At 65.4% G+C, this 17,875-nt stretch carries 15 protein-coding genes; 9 read left to right on the top strand and 6 right to left on the bottom strand.

The features are described 5' to 3' along the window. The first annotated feature begins 139 nt into the window (after positions 1–139). The 9 genes from HDG32_RS01675 to HDG32_RS01635 all read left to right on the top strand — a co-directional run bounded on the left by HDG32_RS01675 (position 140) and on the right by HDG32_RS01635 (position 11,338). The gene (locus HDG32_RS01675) at positions 140–1,831 is read left to right on the top strand and encodes an AMP-binding protein (RefSeq protein WP_184062710.1); all 1,692 of its coding nucleotides are present in this window, start codon (positions 140–142) and stop codon (positions 1,829–1,831) included. A 117-nt stretch (positions 1,832–1,948) separates the two neighbouring features. Continuing rightward, on the top strand, positions 1,949–3,490 hold the full coding sequence (locus tag HDG32_RS01670; protein WP_184062709.1) for a CoA-acylating methylmalonate-semialdehyde dehydrogenase: 1,542 nt from the start codon (positions 1,949–1,951) through the stop codon (positions 3,488–3,490). Positions 3,491–3,521: 31 nt separating this feature from the next. Continuing rightward, positions 3,522–4,439, top strand: a complete 918-nt coding sequence (gene mmsB / locus HDG32_RS01665) for a 3-hydroxyisobutyrate dehydrogenase (protein WP_184062707.1) — start codon at positions 3,522–3,524, stop codon at positions 4,437–4,439. Continuing rightward, a complete protein-coding gene (locus tag HDG32_RS01660; protein WP_184062705.1) occupies positions 4,436–5,236 on the top strand; it encodes an enoyl-CoA hydratase in 801 nt (266 codons plus the stop codon). Before mmsB ends, HDG32_RS01660 begins: the two co-directional genes overlap by 4 nt. Beyond that, entirely contained in the window at positions 5,233–6,396 is a 1,164-nt protein-coding gene (locus HDG32_RS01655) for an enoyl-CoA hydratase/isomerase family protein (RefSeq protein WP_184062703.1), read from the top strand. Before HDG32_RS01660 ends, HDG32_RS01655 begins: the two co-directional genes overlap by 4 nt. A 300-nt stretch (positions 6,397–6,696) precedes the next feature. Then, positions 6,697–8,340 carry a hypothetical protein gene (locus tag HDG32_RS01650; protein ID WP_184062701.1) on the top strand — a complete coding sequence of 548 codons (1,644 nt, stop codon included), beginning with the start codon at positions 6,697–6,699 and terminating at the stop codon, positions 8,338–8,340. Then, on the top strand, positions 8,340–9,617 hold the full coding sequence (locus tag HDG32_RS01645) for a hypothetical protein (RefSeq protein WP_221307584.1): 1,278 nt from the start codon (positions 8,340–8,342) through the stop codon (positions 9,615–9,617). The genes HDG32_RS01650 and HDG32_RS01645 overlap by 1 nt, the downstream gene beginning before the upstream one ends. A 179-nt stretch (positions 9,618–9,796) precedes the next feature. After that, complete coding sequence (locus HDG32_RS01640; protein ID WP_018425391.1) at positions 9,797–9,979, top strand: CsbD family protein; 183 nt, start codon at positions 9,797–9,799, stop codon at positions 9,977–9,979. A 264-nt stretch (positions 9,980–10,243) separates the two neighbouring features. Continuing rightward, complete coding sequence (locus HDG32_RS01635; protein ID WP_184062697.1) at positions 10,244–11,338, top strand: AI-2E family transporter; 1,095 nt, start codon at positions 10,244–10,246, stop codon at positions 11,336–11,338. A gap of 48 nt (positions 11,339–11,386) precedes the next feature. On the opposite strand, the gene HDG32_RS01630 is transcribed toward HDG32_RS01635, so the two are convergent. The 6 genes from HDG32_RS01630 to HDG32_RS01605 all read right to left on the bottom strand — a co-directional run bounded on the left by HDG32_RS01630 (position 11,387) and on the right by HDG32_RS01605 (position 17,538). Beyond that, a complete protein-coding gene (locus HDG32_RS01630; protein WP_184011232.1) occupies positions 11,387–12,670 on the bottom strand; it encodes an MFS transporter in 1,284 nt (427 codons plus the stop codon). A 66-nt stretch (positions 12,671–12,736) separates the two neighbouring features. After that, positions 12,737–13,573 carry a siderophore-interacting protein gene (locus HDG32_RS01625; protein WP_184062695.1) on the bottom strand — a complete coding sequence of 279 codons (837 nt, stop codon included), beginning with the start codon at positions 13,571–13,573 and terminating at the stop codon, positions 12,737–12,739. Positions 13,574–13,637: 64 nt separating this feature from the next. Then, positions 13,638–14,480: a PadR family transcriptional regulator gene (locus HDG32_RS01620; protein WP_184062693.1), complete on the bottom strand. Its 843-nt coding sequence runs from the start codon at positions 14,478–14,480 to the stop codon at positions 13,638–13,640. 124 nt (positions 14,481–14,604) lie between these two features. Continuing rightward, positions 14,605–14,922, bottom strand: a complete 318-nt coding sequence (locus HDG32_RS01615; RefSeq protein WP_184062691.1) for a hypothetical protein — start codon at positions 14,920–14,922, stop codon at positions 14,605–14,607. Between the two features lie 547 nt (positions 14,923–15,469). Beyond that, positions 15,470–16,639 carry an IS91 family transposase gene (locus HDG32_RS01610; protein ID WP_184062689.1) on the bottom strand — a complete coding sequence of 390 codons (1,170 nt, stop codon included), beginning with the start codon at positions 16,637–16,639 and terminating at the stop codon, positions 15,470–15,472. A 23-nt stretch (positions 16,640–16,662) separates the two neighbouring features. Next, entirely contained in the window at positions 16,663–17,538 is an 876-nt protein-coding gene (locus HDG32_RS01605) for a site-specific integrase (RefSeq protein WP_184062687.1), read from the bottom strand. Positions 17,539–17,875: the final 337 nt, after the last annotated feature.

Genomic DNA, 17,875 nt, shown 5'->3' with positions numbered 1-17,875 from the left:
CGCACAATAGCCTGGCCGTGGATGCTCGCCTGGATCACCGCGGCGAAAATAACCGAGCGCGCCCCGCGCCACTCGCAACTACGTTGCATGAGACCGGAGTAAGCGCTAAAGCGCTAACTCTGGTCGACAGGAGACGACGATGACAGCAGCGAAAGCCTTTCTCGAAGCGCGCGATCTGCTAGTGCGCCATCGCACCGACTACGAGCGCGCGTACCGCGAATTCGCGTGGCCCGCGCTCGGCGAGTTCAACTGGGCGCTCGACTACTTCGACGCGATCGCGCGCGACAACGACAACCCCGCGCTGTGGATCGTCGACGATCCTTCCAGCGACGGCCTGCGTCTGTCGTACGCGCAGATGTCGGAGCGCTCGTCGCGGATGGCGAACTTTCTGCGCGGCGCGGGCGTCGGCCGCGGCGACCGTGTGCTGCTGATGCTGCCGAACCGCGTCGAGTTATGGGACGTGATGCTCGCCGCGATGAAGCTCGGCGCGATCGTGCTGCCCGCCACCACGCAGCTATCCGCCGACGACGTGCGCGACCGCGTGCAGATCGGCGGCGCGAAGTTCGTCGTGGTCGACAGCGCGGAGCTGGGCAAATTCGATGCGCTCGACGTGCCGCTCACCCGCCTGTCGGTCGGTGCGCCGCGCGACGGCTGGATCGATGTTGCCGCCGCGTACGAGGCTTCGCCGCATTTCACGCCGGACGGCGTCACCCACGCCAGCGATCCGCTGTTGCTGTACTTCACGTCCGGCACCACCTCGAAGCCGAAGCTGGTCGAGCATACGCACCAGAGCTATCCGGTCGGGCATCTGTCGACGATGTACTGGATCGGCCTGCAACCCGGCGACATCCATTGGAACATCAGCTCGCCGGGCTGGGCCAAGCACGCGTGGAGCTGCTTCTTCGCGCCGTGGAACGCGCAGGCCTGCGTGTTCGTGTTCAACGTCCCGCGCTTCGTGCCGAAAGACACACTCGCCGCGCTCGTGCGCTTCAACGTCACCACGCTGTGCGCGCCGCCGACCGTCTGGCGCATGCTCGTGCAGGAGCCGCTCGGCGACTATCCGGTGAAGCTGCGCGAAATCGTCGGCGCCGGCGAGCCGCTGAATCCGGAGGTCATCGAGCGCGTCAAGCACGCGTGGGGCATTACGATTCGCGATGGCTACGGCCAGACCGAAACGACCTGCCAGATCGGCAATTCGCCGGGCCAGCCGGTCGTGGCCGGCTCGATGGGGCGTCCGCTGCCGGGCTACCGGGTCGAGCTGCTCGACGCCGACGACCAGCCGGTCGGCGAAGGCGAAATCGCGCTGCCGCTCGCCGAACGGCCGCTCGGCCTGATGACGGGTTACGCGAACAACGCCAACGCGACCGCGCAGTCGATGCGCAACGGCCTCTATCGCACGTCGGATGTCGCGCTGCGTCGCGACGACGGCTACTACGTGTACGTCGGCCGCTCGGACGACGTGTTCAAGTCGTCCGACTATCGCCTGAGTCCGTTCGAACTCGAAAGCGTGCTGATCGAACACGAGGCGATCGGCGAGGCGGCCGTCGTGCCGAGCGCGGACGCGTTGCGTCTGTCGGTGCCGAAGGCGTTCGTCACCGTGCGTCACGGCTACGAAGCCGGTCCCGAACTCGCGCGCGCGGTGTTCGCGTTCTCGCGTGAAAAACTCGCGCCGTACAAGCGGATTCGCCGTCTGCAATTCAGCGAACTGCCGAAGACGATCTCCGGCAAGATCCGCCGCGTCGAATTGCGGCGCCGCGAAATGGAGCGCGCGGCCGAGCCCGCGCGTCTGCCGGACGAGTATTGGGAAGAGGATTTTCCCGACTTGCGGTGACTGTCTTTATTCCTCGCCATTGCTGGTTTGCCGCCCCGGTTTGAATCGCACGTGTTGAATTCGAGCTTCGGATTCGACGCGTCGGGGCACTGTTTTCTAAATCACAGGAGTTTCAGCATGAGCACCCTTGCTTCGAACGAGACCGGCCGCGACGTTGCCGGCGCCGTGGCCACCGTCAAACTGCTGATCAACGGCGAGTTCGTCGAATCGAAGACGACCGAGTGGCGCGACATCGTGAACCCGGCCACACAGGCGGTCCTCGCGCGCGTGCCGTTCGCGACCGTCGCGGAAGTCGACGCGGCGGTGCATAGCGCGCACGCCGCGTTCAAAACGTGGAAGGAGACGCCGATCGGCGCGCGCATGCGCATCATGCTGAAGTACCAGGCGCTGATTCGCGAGCATATGCCGCGCATCGCGAAGACGCTGTCGGCCGAGCAGGGCAAGACGATTCCCGATGCCGAGGGCGACATCTTCCGCGGTCTGGAAGTCGTCGAGCACGCGTGTTCGATCGGCACGTTGCAGCAGGGGGAGTTCGCCGAGAACGTCGCCGGTGGTGTGGACACTTACACGCTGCGCCAGCCGCTCGGCGTATGCGTCGGCATCACGCCGTTCAATTTCCCCGCGATGATCCCGCTGTGGATGTTCCCGATGGCGCTCGTGTGCGGCAATACCTTCGTGCTGAAGCCATCCGAGCAGGACCCGCTGTCGACGATGCAGCTCGTCGAACTGGCGCTCGAAGCCGGCGTGCCGAAGGGCGTGCTGAACGTCGTGCACGGCGGCAAGGAAGTCGTCGATGCGCTGTGCACGCATGAACTGGTGAAGGCGATTTCGTTCGTCGGCTCGACGGCGGTCGGCACGCACGTGTATCGCCTCGGCAGCGAACACGGCAAGCGAGTGCAGTCGATGATGGGCGCGAAGAACCACGCGGTCGTGCTGCCCGACGCGAATCGCGAACAGACCCTCAACGCGCTCGCCGGCGCCGCGTTCGGCGCGGCCGGTCAGCGCTGCATGGCGAGTTCGGTGGCGGTGCTGGTCGGTGCCGCGCGCGAGTGGCTGCCCGAGCTCGTCGCGAAGGCGAAGACGCTGAAGGTCAACGCGGGTCACGAGCCGGGCACCGATGTCGGGCCGGTCGTGTCGCGCGCCGCGAAGCAGCGCATTCTCGGTCTGATCGACGCTGGCGTGAAAGAGGGCGCGACGCTCGCGCTCGACGGCCGCGATGTGAACGTGCACGGCTACGAGCAGGGCAACTTCATCGGCCCGACGGTGTTCACCGACGTGACGGCCGACATGGAAATCTACCGCACCGAAATCTTCGGGCCGGTGCTCGCGGTGCTGAACGTGGCGACGCTCGACGATGCTATCGCGCTCGTCAACGCGAACCCGTTCGGCAACGGCGTCGGCCTCTTCACGCAAAGCGGCGCGGCGGCGCGCAAGTTCCAGAGCGAGATCGATATCGGCCAGGTCGGTATCAACATTCCGATCCCGGTGCCGGTGCCGTTTTTCAGCTTCACCGGTTCGCGCGGCTCGAAGCTTGGCGATCTCGGTCCCTACGGCAAGCAGGTCGTGCAGTTCTACACGCAGACCAAGACGGTCACCGCGCGCTGGTTCGACGACGACACCGTCAACGATGGCGTCAACACGACGATCCGCCTGCGTTGAAGGCACTGAGGGCACACCCGGAGACGACATCATGAAGATCGGCTTTATCGGACTCGGCAATATGGGCGCGCCGATGGCGCTGAACCTGCTGAAGGCGGGCCACGCGCTCAGCGTGTTCGACCTCAGCGCGGAAGCTGTGCGCACGCTCGTCGACGCGGGCGCACAGCCGGCCCGCTCACCGCAAGCCGCCGCGAGCGACGTCGAATGCGTGATCACGATGCTGCCCGCCGCGGCTCACGTGCGCAGCGTGCTCGTCGCGGACGATGGCATCCTCGCCGGCATCGCGCCGGGCGTGCCGATCATCGATTCGAGCACGATCGATCCCGCCAGCGTGAAAGCGTTTGCCGAACTCGCCGCGGCTCATGGCAACAGCTTCGTCGATGCACCGGTCTCGGGCGGCACGGGCGGCGCGGCGGCGGGCACGCTGACCTTCATGGTCGGCGGCAGTGCGAGCGCGTACGAGCAGGTCAAGCCAGTGCTGTCGGCGATGGGAAAAAACATCGTGCGTTGCGGCGACACCGGCACGGGCCAGGTCGCGAAGATCTGCAACAACCTCGTGCTCGGCATCTCGATGGCGGCCGTCGCCGAGGCGATGTCGCTCGGCGAGGCGCTCGGTATCGACACGAAGGTGCTCGGTAGCATCATCAATACGTCGACCGGGCGCTGCTGGAGTTCGGACACGTATAACCCGATGCCGGGCGTGATCGAGACCGCGCCGTCCTCGCGCGGCTATACCGGCGGCTTCGGCACCGACCTGATGCTGAAAGACCTCGGCCTCGCCACCGATGCCGCGCGCGGCGTGCGTCAACCGGTCTATCTCGGCGCGCTCGCGCAGCAGCTCTATCAAACCATGAGCGCGAACGGCGCGGGGCGCCTGGACTTTTCGGCGGTGATCAAGCTGTATCGCTCGCGTGAGCGCGGCGGTAACGGCCAGGGAGGCACGCAATGATCGACCTCGATTACGCAGATGACGGCGCCGTTGCTTTGATCAGGTTGAAACGGCCGCCCGCGAACGCTTTCACGCCCGACGCTCTGCTGCAATTGCAACGCACCGTCGAGCAGTTGAACGCCGATGCGCGCGTGCGCGCGCTCGTGATCACCGGCGACGGTCCGAAGTTTTTCAGCGCGGGCGCCGATCTGAACACGTTCGCCGACGGCGATCGCGAAGTCGCGCGCACCGCGGCCGCGCGTTTCGGCGCGGCCTTCGAATCGCTGCAGAACGCGCGGCCCGTCGTCATCGCGGCGCTCAATGGCTTTGCGATGGGCGGCGGTCTCGAATGCGCGCTCGCCTGCGATATCCGCATCGCCGAGCAGCATGCGGTGCTGGCGCTCCCCGAGACGGCGGTCGGTCTGCTGCCATGCGGCTGCGGCACGCAGACGCTGCCGTGGCTCGTCGGCGAAGGCTGGGCCAAGCGGATGATTCTGACCGGCGAGCGCGTCGATGCGGCGACCGCGCTCAGCATCGGTCTCGTCGAAGAAGTGGTGGAGCGCGGCGCCGCGCGTGAAGCCGCGTTGAACATGGCGCAGCGCGTCACCGGTTTGAGCCCGCAGGCGGTCAGCTTCAGCAAGGAGCTGATCCATCAGGCGCGGCATGGCGTGCCGCGCGCCGCCGCCCTTGCGCTAGAACGCGAGCGCTTCGTCGATCTGTTCGATGGCGCCGATCAGCGCGAGGGCGTCAACGCGTTCCTCGAAAAACGCGCGCCGCGCTGGCAGACGAGCCGTGCATCGGGGGAGACGCAGCAATGAGCACTTTGCACGGCTTTGCAGTCGAAATGCGCGCCGCGACGAACACGCAAGCCGAACCCGACGTGCTGTTTCGCGTCGTCAACCGCGTGGCGATCATCACGCTGAACCGGCCTGCCGCGCTCAACGCGCTGTCGCACGCGATGGTGCGCGAACTCGCGGTGCTGGTCGAGCATTGCCGCACCGATCCCGGGATCGTCGCGCTGGTGCTGAAGGGCGCTGGCGACAAGGGCTTTTGCGCGGGCGGCGACGTGCGCGAGGTACATCGGCTCGCGACGCAGGGCGACCCACGCTGGCTCGCGTTCTTCGTCGACGAATACCGGCTCGATTACGCGTTGCACACGTTTGCGAAGCCGGTGGTCGCGCTGCTCGACGGCATCGCGATGGGCGGCGGCATGGGCCTCGGCCAGGCGGCGCGGCTGCGCATCGTGACCGAACGCAGCCGCATCGCGATGCCGGAGACGCGCATCGGCTTCGTGCCCGACGTCGGCGCGAGCCGCTTTCTGAGCGTGATGCCGGCCGAGCTTGCGCTGTATGTCGGGCTGACCGGCGCGACGCTAGCGGGCGCCGATGCGATGCGGCTGCAACTGGCCGACCTGTGCGTGCCGGCCGACTGGCTCGCGAGCTTCGAGGAACGTTTGCAGCGCATGTCGCACGACGGCGAGCGCATCGACGCGCTGCGCGCCGTGTTCGAGCCGCCGTGCAATATCGTGCCGCACGCGCCGCTCGGCGCGCTGACGCAACTGATCCTGCGCCACTTCGACCGGCGTTCGGGCGTCGAGCGCATCGTCGCGACACTGCGTCAGGATCTCGAACGCGAACCGCCGCGCGAGGTGCGGCAATGGCTGCAAGCGACCTACGACGCACTGACCGCCCATTCGCCGACGATGCTGCACGTGACGCGCGAAGCGCTGCTGCGCGGCCGGCAGATGACGCTTGCCGATTGCTTCCGGATGGAGCTCGGCATCGTGAAGCGCTCGATCGAGGAAGGCGATTTCCGCGAGGGCGTGCGCGCGCAACTGATCGACAAGGACCGTCGGCCGCGCTGGTCACCGGCGACGCTCGCCGATGTGCAACCCGAGCGCGTGCGGCATTTCCTGAGTTCGCCGTGGCACGGCGACGCGCATCCGCTGGCGGCGCTGGGCGCGGAGCATGGCGACTGACTTGCGCGGCGTATCGCATGCCGCGCGGGGCGCGCGGCCCGGCGCACGCGCGCCCGCCCTTAGCTCTGCCTGGCATGTCCCGCCCATCAGCCGCCGGTGCCAATTGTGGTGTGGCGGACACAGACTACGCGCGCCAATTGACATCTTTCCGGGCGCAATCTTAGATAGATAGTTCAGCTCCGTCCCGACCGGCAAAGCCTGCTCGCAGCCCTCATCACGGCGCTCGTCCGACCTACGGTGCGTTTATACGTCACCGCTTCCCGCATTCCCGTGCTCTTGATCGATCAGGAGGCAATGCGTATGGAAAAGCCGTCAGATGAGAATCGCCGCTCCAAACCCTTCGGCGACAAACCCGCTTCCCACCTCGATCAGGGCCCTCATGCAAAAAAGCTCGCCCTCACCGCGCTAGGCGGCATTGCGGTTCTGGTGGGCAGCGGTATCTACTGGATGGTGACCTTTTCGCATCGCGTGCCGGATGCGGATTGCTTTCCTCCCGGCATCGAGTGCGTTAAAAAGATCGCCGCGGTGATGAAGGAAGTCAGCGACGCGGATCGCGCAACCAGCATGGGCGAGAGCTGGCTGCTTGCGTTGCTGGTCACGGCCTTCACGTTCCTCGTGTTTTATGTCCACATTTGCCGTGGAGAAGAAGAACGGGCGCGGACCATCGCGGAACGCGAGTTCGAGGAGAAGAAGCGTATCGCGGAAGAGGAAGGCGAGGCCGCTCCCGACGTCGACTCCCGCTCGAAGGGTGTAGTCGGCATCCTGCGAACCTGGTTCGCGTCGCGCTGGTGCATTCCGGTGTTCTGCTACGTCCCCGCGGTATTGCTGTTCGGCGGAGAGATATGGGAGGGCTATACCGATGCGGTCGTACTCGCATTGGCGCTCGCCGCCATTTACGTGGCCGCCGAACACTATTCCGCGCTCGAGCAGCAACGCAAGCTCGTCGACGAGCAGGAAGCGGTGCTCGAGACCATCCGCAAGGAGCTCAGCGACAAGGTGGCCAGCATCGATAACGCGATGGGAACCCGCTATGGTCTTCGCGTGATTTACGACGCCTATCGCGACCCGAACCACGACCAGTCCCGCGCAGAGGAGAGGCAGCGCTTGCAGCCGGGCGCGGCGCACCAGCCTCACGGCGGCGCGGCGAACGTTCAGGAGTCTGAAAAAGGCATTTTTTCGATCTATCGTTTCTTCGATATCGACAAGCAATGGTGGGCGCGCGAGTCCTGGGACGGCTATCGCAGCAGCCCCGCGGCGACGCTCTATCGGACCTTGAAGGAAGGCGCGCGCACGAAGATGACGCTGGTGACGCCTCTCGAATATCCCGAGTTCGACGACGGCTCGATGCAGGACAAGGCACTCTTCTTCGGCAAGTTCATTGGACTCGTATGGCATTACGTCGTGCTGTGGCACGTACGGCGCGCGCTCGAGGCCGACTCGAAAGACGTCGTGTGCGAACACAAGATCCGCATTGCGCAGACTTCGCTGTGGCTGCATGTGGTCGACCGGACCGTCTATCAGATTCTCGGCGACGATCGCGGCAAGGACGTCAAGGTGCGCAACCTGACGCACGACATGGATGAGATCTCGGTATCGCTCGCCCGCTGGGCCAAGCGTGAAATTCAAACGCTGGCGGCGCGTGGCCCGACCGTCGAGGAGTACATCTGCACCTGCCTGACCGATGCCCATCAGGCCATACCCGCGGACGGCGCGGCCACCTTCGGACAGAACGAGGATCACGTACTCGAAAGACTCGGATTCAAGGAATGGGCGAACGAAGGAGACGCGCCATCGGGAATTCGCAAGCGAGTGTTGGCCGCGCGCTGCAAGGGATTGATCCGGGATGCCGTGGCGATCATCGCCACGTCCGAGCCGGGGCAGACGGCGATCATCGACGGCCGATACGATCCGTCGATCGAAGAGATAGCAGCGGAGGTCGAGTGATGACTAATTCCATCGATGCGATGCTGGCCGACCTGGAGATCATCAGCGACCTGGTGATGTGCATCGTGGTGCCGACGAAAAACACGGACCGGTCGAACTTCACGACGCCGATCTCGCTGATCGTCAGACACCATCTGGTCGGCGGGCAGTCGCCGCTTGCCGGTCGCGACGTGCGCGGTCTCGTCGACCGGCTCAAGCACTGCGCCGGCGCGCTGTGCAAGGTCGGATCGGGCAAGAAGCTGCTCGCCGATTCGCAGTTGATGCGGGGCATTCCTGCGGCGCCATATCAGGCGAATCAGTTCTACGTCGAGTTGCTGACGGCAGTGTCGCTCGGTCTTTATTTTCTCGGCGTGCCGATCGGCGAGCCGTGGGACCTGGTGCAGACCTGGGCCGACGAGGAGGGGGGCGGGCTACCGAACGGCATCTGCGTGGCGAAGGCGATCGGCGATATCGTGCGCTCGTCGCGCAAGTGGCATCCCACGCTGCCGGTGGAAGCCGATGCGAACGAGCGCGCCAAACGCAGGGCGTCGACGGATCTGATCGTCCATTCGTTCCTGCCGATGATCCTGTTTCGCGATCTGATCCTGTGGGGCGGCGGACAGCCGGAACCGGAGAATTCCGGGCTGCCGGAACATCCGTCGATCCGCAGTCAGACGGCGACCGGACCCACCGAAGGCGACGAGTCGGATGAACGGTCTTTGCTCGTGCCGTCGATCCATGCGTTGGGCCGCTGTTACGAAGTGTTGCAACTGCAACTTTACCTGAGGGCGGGTTATCCGATTTACTATGCCGTGCCAGAGGCCATTCTGAAGACCGAAATTTTGCGGTCCTGCGCGGCGGGAAAATCCACCGAGGAGTGCTGGGAAGAAATGTGCACGTTCCTGCGTGACAAGATCTTCCGCGGCAAGCTGCCCGACGCCGGCAATCTGCAGAAGCAGTGCGTCTACGTGATCGACCGGACCAAGCCTCCCGCGTGCTTCATCAATCACGATGCGGGGCTGCTGACCTTCGAAGGCATCGATCTCGACGTGGGCAGCCGCGAACTGCCGCTACCGGCGAGTTACATGCTCGATGAACGCAGGGAGCGCTACCGCAAGAGAGTGCTTTCGTTCAAGCCGGCCGATGACGAAGCCGCGCTGCGAAACCTCTTGAATGGCGCAAAGAACAAGGAACTTTTCAAGCATATCTTTCATGGCGCGAAAGATGATCATCCTGATCCGGCTCACGGCAAGGATGCCGCCAACGACGCCGCGAAGGACACCGTCACGGTGAGGTGACGATGCGCGGCGCACTGGGTATCGGGAACGCCGGATGCTAGGAATTTTAAGGTTGCTCCGACGCGGATCGCCTCTGGCGAAGCGATCCGCGCCATAACGAGGCGCGTCGCGCCGTACGTTGGCTGTTTCGTTGCAACGCCAGCAGGCAACTCCACAGTCAAACCTGGCAGGAAGGCACCATGGACAGGAATCGTGTAGAAGGTACAGCGAAGGAGCTCAAGGGCTCGGTCAAGGAAGCGATTGGCAAGGTCACCGGCAATCGCGCGAAACAGGCCGAAGGAGCGGCCGAAAAAATAGCCGGCAGGATACAGGCGAGAATCGGCGAAGAAACCGAAGAGGTACGAGAGCGTGTGAAGAGTTAGCGAGCCGAAACTTCACGTACCCGCAGCTTCATTTATCCTGCCCCCCGGTTTCGGGCGCATCAAGTCACGCACGCAAGCCGTGCAATGACGCACCGCGTGCGTAGCGCCTCGCACGCCGCCGGTGCTCGCCGCGTCGCGCCCTCGCCGCGTCGCGCCCTCGCGGCGCGGCGTTCGACACACGGAACGTGTAAATTTCTGTTACGGTCCAGAGTCAGCCGGCGCACTCGTCGCGCCGGCGCCGCATCGCCCATTCGAGGACGCTTCATGCTGGGATTCGACGTCGGCGCGGCCAGGAAAGTCTGGACCGCGTCTCTGCTCGCGCTGCTATTTTTCCTCATCTATATCGCGTCGACGACGGTGCTCGTCGTCGTGTTCGCGGTGTTTTTCAGCTATCTGATCTACCCGATGGTGGTGCTGGTCGAACGCGTCAGGCCGCGCCGCATGCCGCGCGTCGTGTCGATCGCGGTCGTGTTCGTCGTCGTGGTCGCGCTGCTCGCGGTGGTTGGCTCACTGTTCGGCGTGGAATTGCAGGATCAGGCGACGCGCCTCTTCACGCAACTGCCCGCGCTGCTGCGCACCGATGTGCCGAACCGTTTTCCGCTGCCGCATTTTCTCGAACCGCTGCGCGAGCGGATCGTCGATTTCGTGCGCAGCCAGATCGAGACCGGCTCGGACAACGCCGTGCCGTTGGCGCGCAGCCTCGGGCTCGGCGTCGTCCACGCGGCGAGCAACCTGATCTACCTGGTGCTGATTCCGATCCTGAGCTTCCTGCTGATCAAGGACGGCGAACGGATGCGCGACGCGTTTCTGGCGTTGCTGAACAGCCGGCATCGCGTGCTGTGGAACGAGATCGTCGACGATCTGAACGTGCTGCTGTCGAAGTACGTGCGCGCGCTGCTGTTTCTGTCGCTCGCCACGCTATTTAGCTACGGCGTCGTGTTCTCGCTGCTCGGCGTGCCGTACGCGTTTCTGCTCGCGGTCAGCGCCGGGCTGCTTGAATTCGTGCCATTCGCGGGGCCGCTTGCCGCGGTCGCGATCACGCTCGTGGTCGCCGTGTTCAGTGGCTATCCGCACCTGTTGTGGCTCGTGATTTTTATCGGGCTGTACCGGCTGTTCCAGGACTACGTGCTCAATCCGTATCTGATGAGCGAAGGCGTCGAGGTCAGTCCGTTTCTGGTGATCGTCGGACTGCTCGCGGGCGATCAGCTTGGCGGCGTCGCTGGGATTTTTCTCGCGGTGCCCGTCATCGCGACGCTGAAAATCGTGATCGGCCGGGCGCGCGTGTTTTACTCGGCGTCGCACGGGCAGGGCGAGGCCGCGCGGCGCGCGCTGACGGGCAGCACCGACGATGAGGCGTAACGCGCGGCGCGCAGTCGGCGCAGCGACACCGCGCGCTGCCTGGCATCGCTAACCTTCTCCAGCGATGTGAGCTTCAATGCCGGCGCGAGGCATCGTCGCGCCAGCGGCGCTGGCCGCCGCCACTTCGCGCGGCACGCCCTTCACGCGCGAGACCCACAGCACCGCCGCGCATGCGACCGCCACCGCCGCCCAGCCGACGGTTCCGTACCCGGCGATGCGGCCATCAGCCGACGTGCTCAGCATCAAGCCGCCGAGCCACGCGCCAGTGCCGGTGCCGAGCGCCTGCAGCGCGCTGTTCGCGCTCAGGAACGCACCGCGTCGCGCGGGTTCGGGGACCGTGGTCAGCAGTGCCTGCATCGGCACCATGCGGCCGTTCATCAACACGAGGAAGCACGGGAAGAACAGCACGAGCGCGTAGAACGGCAGGTTCGGCAGATGCGTGATGAACAGCACCGGCACGAACGACAGCAGCGCCGCGCAGCGAAACACGCGCTGCGTGCCGAAGCGGTCGGCGAATCTGCCGACGAGGCGCGACGTGAAGAAGGTCGCCGCGCCGCCGGCCATGTACAGCCACGACAGCTGTCGCGGCGCGACGCCGTGATTGGCGACCAGCATCGGCGCAATGAACGGAATCACCAGCATGTGCGCGATCATCATCATGAACGTCAGCGCGAACGCGTTCAGATGGCTTCGGTTGCTCAGCAGGCGCCACAGCTCGGGCAGTACTTCCGCGAGCGGCGGCTGCCGGCGGCTCAGATGCGCGGCCAGCGACGGCACCTGTTGCGAGGCCGCGAACCACACCAGCAGCGACAACGCGACCAGCAGGAAGAACGGCGCCGCCCAGCCGAACTGCGCGCCGAGCATCACGCCGGCCGGCACGCCGGCGATCGCCGCGAGCGAGAACGCGGTCATGATCGTGCCGGTCGCGGCGCCGCGCCGTTGCAGCGGGATCACGTCGCCGACGATCGCCATGATCACGGAGCCGAGCACGCCGCCGGTGATGCCCGCGAACGCGCGCGCGGCGAGCAGCAGCGCGAAGCTCGACGCGAGCGCGCACGCGAGGTTCGACAGCGCGAACAGCGCGTAAATGGTGAGCAGCAGACGGCGCCGGTCGAAGCGGTCGATATAGGTCGCCGCGAACAGGCCCGACAGCCCGGAGCACCACGAATACGCGGATACGGCCGTCGCGAACGCGGCCGGCGCGATCTGGAACGCGCTCATGATCTGCGGGCCGAGCGGCATCATCACCATGAAGTCCATGATGATCGTGAACTGCGTGAGCGCGAGCAGCCACAACAAACGACGCTCGTGCCGTGCAGTGATTGAGTACATCGGTTGATTTCCTTTTGTCGTTGTTCGAAGTACGCCGCTAATGCCGCGCGCCACGCGAGCAGAAGCTCAGTCGTCGATCGTTTCGTGGACCGCGACCGCGCCCTGTTTCCAGTAGCTGGCCGCGCGAATCCGCGTTTTGTCGACGCCGCGCTCGCCGCATAGATGCTGACGCACCGCGCGGATCGTCGCCGCTTCGCCTGCGGCCCACACGTAGCCTTCGCCGTTCTCCGGCAGCCAGGTCTCGCGCACCGCGTGCAACAGCGCTTCGCCGCGCGTGCCGTTTTGCGTGTTGGCTTCGTTGCGATAGCACCAGACCAGATGCACCTCGGCCTGCGTCGTGAACTCGATGCGCGCCGACGGATCGGCGACCTCGATCACCGCGGCGACGCGCGTGCCGGCCGGCAACTCTTCGAGACGGCGCGCGATCGCGGGCAGCGCGGTGTCGTCGCCGATCAGCAGATGCCAGTCGAAGCCGGTCGGAATCACCAGCGAACCGCGCGGGCCGCCGACGCCCAGATACTGGCCCGCCTGCGCCTGCGCGGCCCACGTCGCTGCGGGGCCCGCGTCGTGCATCGCGAACTCGATGTCGAGCTCGCGGGCGTCGCGATCGAAACGGCGCGGCGTGAAATCGCGCGCGGTCGGCCGCTTGCCTTCCGGGAACACCGGGCCGTCGGGGCCGGCTTGCGGCAGCGTAGGTTTGTCGGCGCCGGGGTCGGGGAAGAAGACCTTGATGTGATCGTCGAACGAGGCTGAGACGAAGTCGTGCAGATCGGCGCCGGTGAAGGTCACGCGAATCAGGTACGGCGTCAGCGCGCGCACCTGCTTGACCTGCAGCAGACGAAACTTCAACGGATGCCGTACGCGATGCACGGCGAGATCAGGGCGAGTGTGTTGCTCTTGCATGTGGGCGATGCTCCGGTTCGGTTCGGGAGGACGCGCGGGTCGCCTCATGGACGGGCGCGCGTTGTCAGGCGGTCGGCTCGCTGTCGTTGCCGGGCTTTGCGATGTCGCCACGGTTGCCGCCTTCGATTTCTTTGGCCGCGCGCATCAGGATCGCCGCGATGCGGCGCTGTTCGTCGGCCGGCGCGTTGTCGCGGCGCAGCAGCGCGTTCTTCAGCGTGCGGCGCGCTTCATTCAGCTCGGGCACCCAGCCGCCTTCGCTGACGTCGGCCGGCTCCTCGCCGGCAAACGCGCGGCGCACCGAATCCATCTTGCGTGCGATATGCGAGAGTCGCGCGAGCATCAGCTCGACGCGCTCGCGGTTCGCGGCCAGATATTCGCGGCCCGCATCCGCCAGCTCATAGCGCTTGCGGTTGCCTTCGAGCTGCACGGTGACGTAGCCGAGTTCTTCGAGATAGGTCAGCGCTGGATAGACCATGCCGGGGCTCGGGCTGTAGAAGCCGTTCGAGCGCGTTTCGAGCGCCTTGATCAACTCGTAGCCGTGACTCGGCTGCGCTTCGATCAGCGATAGCAGCAGCAGTTGCAGATCGTCGGAGCTGAATTTGCGACCACGCGGGAAACCATCGCCGTCGCCGCCGAAGCCGCCGGGGCCGCCGCCACCGTATCCGCCCGGACCGCCGAAACCACCGCCGAAGCGCGAGCCACGGCCGCCGAAGCGCCACTCGTGATGGCGGCCAAAGGCGTGACGCAAAACGCGCAGCTGGTAGTGGTGGCGGGCGCCGGAGGAAGCGCATGCTTCGGAGGCGCCCAGGTCGGCGACTTCGCTCGCCTGCGGCGACGGAAGGCGGAAACCGGGATGAAAACGGTCGCGCGCGCCGCGCGGACCGGAAAAATGATGTGGATGACGCATCTGGGACTCTCCTATGAGTGTCGTAAGATGCATCTTAAGATATATATCTAAAGATTGTCTGTCAAACTTTTTTTGCGGTGGTATCGGCGCACAACAAAGTCTGCGGCATACGAAAACCCCGCTTTCAGAGACAACAAAGTCTGCAGCAAGTCCAAAAAGCGCATTGCAATGCAGCATTTTCTGCCGGGGTTAGCAGGGTTGGAACGCCTGAAAGTAGGGCGGAAGCAATGGCTATTTTTCGATCGCTTAAATAGGGATGGATTGAAGTGATCCCGTGCCTCGGATCAAGCAGACGTCTTCGACTCATGACTTTCCGACTCTTGCTCATGCGGAGATTGCCGCCCTTGCCGAAGACGCGCAACGTCCACTGGTCAGCCTCGTCGACATTGATCCGCGGCAGCGCCAGATCCTCATTCCACACCAGCTCCGCCACGGAATGCATGCTGGCGCTCGGAGATGGTATGGCTGACTATGAGGGTGCGCATTCGTCCCGCCGGAGGCGGCGCTCCACGAATGTTTCGATGCGCTTTCATGCCGGTGGCCTTCTTAAGGCGGGAAGGAGGTGCGGGCCAGGCTCGTGACCAGCCCATCGCCGGAATCGGGCGACATTCGCGGGCAGTTTCGAGTGGCGCAATGTCTTGAGGTTTGTTCGATGCCTGCCCATGTCCGTGGCCTCGGGGTGCGCGCCGGCGCGTGCGGGCAGGCGTTGAATAAACCTGAAGGGAGGAAACCGCGGAGTGCTCTGATGCAATGGAGTCTTCGGGGCTATGGCGATTGATTGCCCGGGATGGCGAGCGGTGTTGCGGGATGCGTGGTCAGGCGGGAGGCCGGCTGAGGGCTGAGGTTGTGCCGAAGCGGTGCAGTGGCGCCATCGTGATGGCGGAACGGACGTGCAAGGGCCTGTGCGAAGCGACAGACGCAAAGGTCTGCTCGTGGGCCGCGTTGCCGCAAAGCCGAGGGTCGGGTTGTTCGTCCTGGAACAGTGGCGCTCATATCTCGCCCCGGCGCGTGGGTGGTGCGCGGATCGGTGCAGTGCGCGCAAGGATATCGATGACGATCATCGGCGCGCCGCAGTGCCGGCAGATGAAGGCGGGGCGCGTTTCGATGACGGTTTCGTGAGCTGATGTGTTGACGTCGGTCGCGACGTGCAGCAGTTCGCGGACCTTCGCGAGACTGGCGCGGCGCACCGGGTTGGCGAGCAGTCCGTAGTGACGGATACGATGGAAGCCACCGGGCAGCACATGGAGCAGGAAGCGGCGCATGAACTCGCCGGCTTCGAGGGTCATGGTCTTGTAGCGGGTGTGCCCCTTCGCACGGTAGTCCTTCCAGCGGAAGGTCACGCCGCGTTCATCGAATGCAAGCAGGCGCTGGCTGGAGATCGCGACGCGGTGCGTATAGCGCGACAGGTACGCGAGCACTGCTTCGGGTCCTGCAAAGGGACGCTTTGCGTAGACGACCCATTCGCAGGCACGCAGCGGCGCAAGCCACACGTCAAAGACAGCTGGGTCGGCAAGTTCAGCGTACTGGCCGAAGAACTGCAGGTGGCCGTGCCGGTGCGCGTCCGTGAGCGCTTCGAGGAAGCGCCTGCGGAACAGGCGCGATAGCACACGTACCGGCAGGAAGAAGCCGGGCCGGCATCCGATCCACCGCTGACCATCGGGCGACAGCCCACCACCGGGGACGATACCGTGTACGTGCGGATGATGCGTGAGTGCCGAGCCCCAGGTGTGCAGCACGAGCGTCGCGCCGATCTGGGCGCCGAGGTGCTTCGGATCAGCGGCAATGGTGCGTAGCGTTTCGGCGGCGATATCGAACAGCAGCCCGTAGATGACGGCCTTGTTGTACCAGGCGATGGCACTGATGGGCGCGGGCAGCGTGAAGACGACATGGTAGTACCCGACCGGAAGCAGATCGGCCTGGCGTGCCTGGAGCCAGCGATGCGCAGCACTGCCCTGGCACTTCGGGCAATGACGGTTGCGGCAGGAGTTGTAGGCAACCTCGATGCGGTCGCAGCCGGCGCAGCGCAGCACATGCCCCCCGAGTGCCGCACTGCGGCACTGTTCGATGGCCGACATGACCTTCAGCTGCCCCAGGCTCAGCGCTACCGTGCGCCGCCACGCCGGCCCGCAGGCGCGGAAGATATCCGCGACCTCCAGCACGGGGTGCTCCGCGTGCGGCCGGGCTAGCCGGCGGGCAGGCGGTCCAGCGGACTGACCACCTTGCGCAGGAGGTCAGTGGCAACCTGGGTATAGAGCGTGGTGGTCTCGATCTGCCTGTGTCCAAGGAGCACCTGGATCACGCGGATATCCTCCTTCTGTTCCAGCAGGTGCGTGGCAAAGGAATGCCTCAGCGTGTGCATGGATACGCGCTTGTCGATGTTTGCGGTCTCGGCGGCCGCATGGATGGCGCGGGTCAGTTGCCGCGTGCTGAGCGGGTCGATCGGATCGAGGCCCGGAAAGAGCCACCCGCCATCGAGCATGCAGCCCTGGGCACGGGCAACGCGCCACCAGACGCGCAGACGTTCGAGCAGGACCGGCGAGAGCATCGCGTAGCGGTCACGGCGGCCCTTGCCCTGCTCGATGCGCAGGGTCATGCGCTGGCTGTCGATGTCGCTGACCCTGAGGGCGACCACTTCGCTCGCACGCAGCCCGGCGCCATAGGCGACCGACAGCGCGGTCTGATGCTTGAGGTTTCCGGCTGCCGCGATGAGCCGGCGCACCTCCTCGGGGCTGAGCACAACCGGGAGCGTGCGAGGCACGCGTACCGGCTGCATCCGCGCCATCAGCTCAGGTCGGCCGAGCGTGACTTCGAAGAAGAACTTCAGACCGCTGATCGCGGCGTTCAGCGACACCGGCGACGCGCCGTGATCGACCAGATGCAGCTGGTAGTCCCGGAGGTCCTCGACAGTGGCGGTATCGGGTAAACGCCCGAGGTATCGGGCGAACTGACGTACGGCACGTAGGTAGGCGGCCTGGGTCTTGGGTGCGAACTTGCGCATGCGCAAGTCCTCAAGCATACGGCGGCGCAGCGGGCTGATGCCCGGATCGGAGGAGGTCATGATGGGGCTCCTGCTGGAGGACGAGGCGGATTGCCTCAACCACCAACATAAGCGCCGGCGCCACTGGCCTCCCATTCGCCGCCAGAGACGGGCCGCAGCCCCCTACCGCGCGAGCGGTTTAGTCCCATCGGCCATTGCCGACGTTGGGGCGCTCTGGGTCGTGCGTCAGCAATATCGCGGATTGCTGACGGTGGCGGCATCGAGCAACCCGACGGCAGCTTCCTGCATCAGCGAATTCACACTTCCGACCCACTGCCGCCGTTCAGGCTCACACAGTGCCTGCGGCCGCTTTCGAGTCATCAACGGCCATCCAACACGGACAGGGCCTGCCTGGTGC

The organism is Paraburkholderia sp. CI2 (genome assembly GCF_014201055.1).
GTDB lineage: Bacteria > Pseudomonadota > Gammaproteobacteria > Burkholderiales > Burkholderiaceae > Paraburkholderia > Paraburkholderia tuberum.
The sequence above is the reverse complement of the archived record's forward strand: the minus strand, read 5'-3'. Positions and strand labels throughout refer to the sequence as shown.

Coding starts and splice junctions, on each gene's coding strand:
- HDG32_RS01635 (WP_184062697.1), top strand. CDS start 10,244: ATGCTGGGATTCGACGTCGGCGCGGCCAGGAAAGTCTGGACCGCGTCT.
- HDG32_RS01650 (WP_184062701.1), top strand. CDS start 6,697: ATGGAAAAGCCGTCAGATGAGAATCGCCGCTCCAAACCCTTCGGCGAC.
- HDG32_RS01620 (WP_184062693.1), bottom strand. CDS start 14,480: ATGCGTCATCCACATCATTTTTCCGGTCCGCGCGGCGCGCGCGACCGT.
- HDG32_RS01640 (WP_018425391.1), top strand. CDS start 9,797: ATGGACAGGAATCGTGTAGAAGGTACAGCGAAGGAGCTCAAGGGCTCG.
- HDG32_RS01660 (WP_184062705.1), top strand. CDS start 4,436: ATGATCGACCTCGATTACGCAGATGACGGCGCCGTTGCTTTGATCAGG.
- HDG32_RS01630 (WP_184011232.1), bottom strand. CDS start 12,670: ATGTACTCAATCACTGCACGGCACGAGCGTCGTTTGTTGTGGCTGCTC.
- HDG32_RS01670 (WP_184062709.1), top strand. CDS start 1,949: ATGAGCACCCTTGCTTCGAACGAGACCGGCCGCGACGTTGCCGGCGCC.
- mmsB (WP_184062707.1), top strand. CDS start 3,522: ATGAAGATCGGCTTTATCGGACTCGGCAATATGGGCGCGCCGATGGCG.
- HDG32_RS01675 (WP_184062710.1), top strand. CDS start 140: ATGACAGCAGCGAAAGCCTTTCTCGAAGCGCGCGATCTGCTAGTGCGC.
- HDG32_RS01655 (WP_184062703.1), top strand. CDS start 5,233: ATGAGCACTTTGCACGGCTTTGCAGTCGAAATGCGCGCCGCGACGAAC.
- HDG32_RS01625 (WP_184062695.1), bottom strand. CDS start 13,573: ATGCAAGAGCAACACACTCGCCCTGATCTCGCCGTGCATCGCGTACGG.
- HDG32_RS01615 (WP_184062691.1), bottom strand. CDS start 14,922: ATGCATTCCGTGGCGGAGCTGGTGTGGAATGAGGATCTGGCGCTGCCG.
- HDG32_RS01645 (WP_221307584.1), top strand. CDS start 8,340: ATGACTAATTCCATCGATGCGATGCTGGCCGACCTGGAGATCATCAGC.
- HDG32_RS01605 (WP_184062687.1), bottom strand. CDS start 17,538: ATGACCTCCTCCGATCCGGGCATCAGCCCGCTGCGCCGCCGTATGCTT.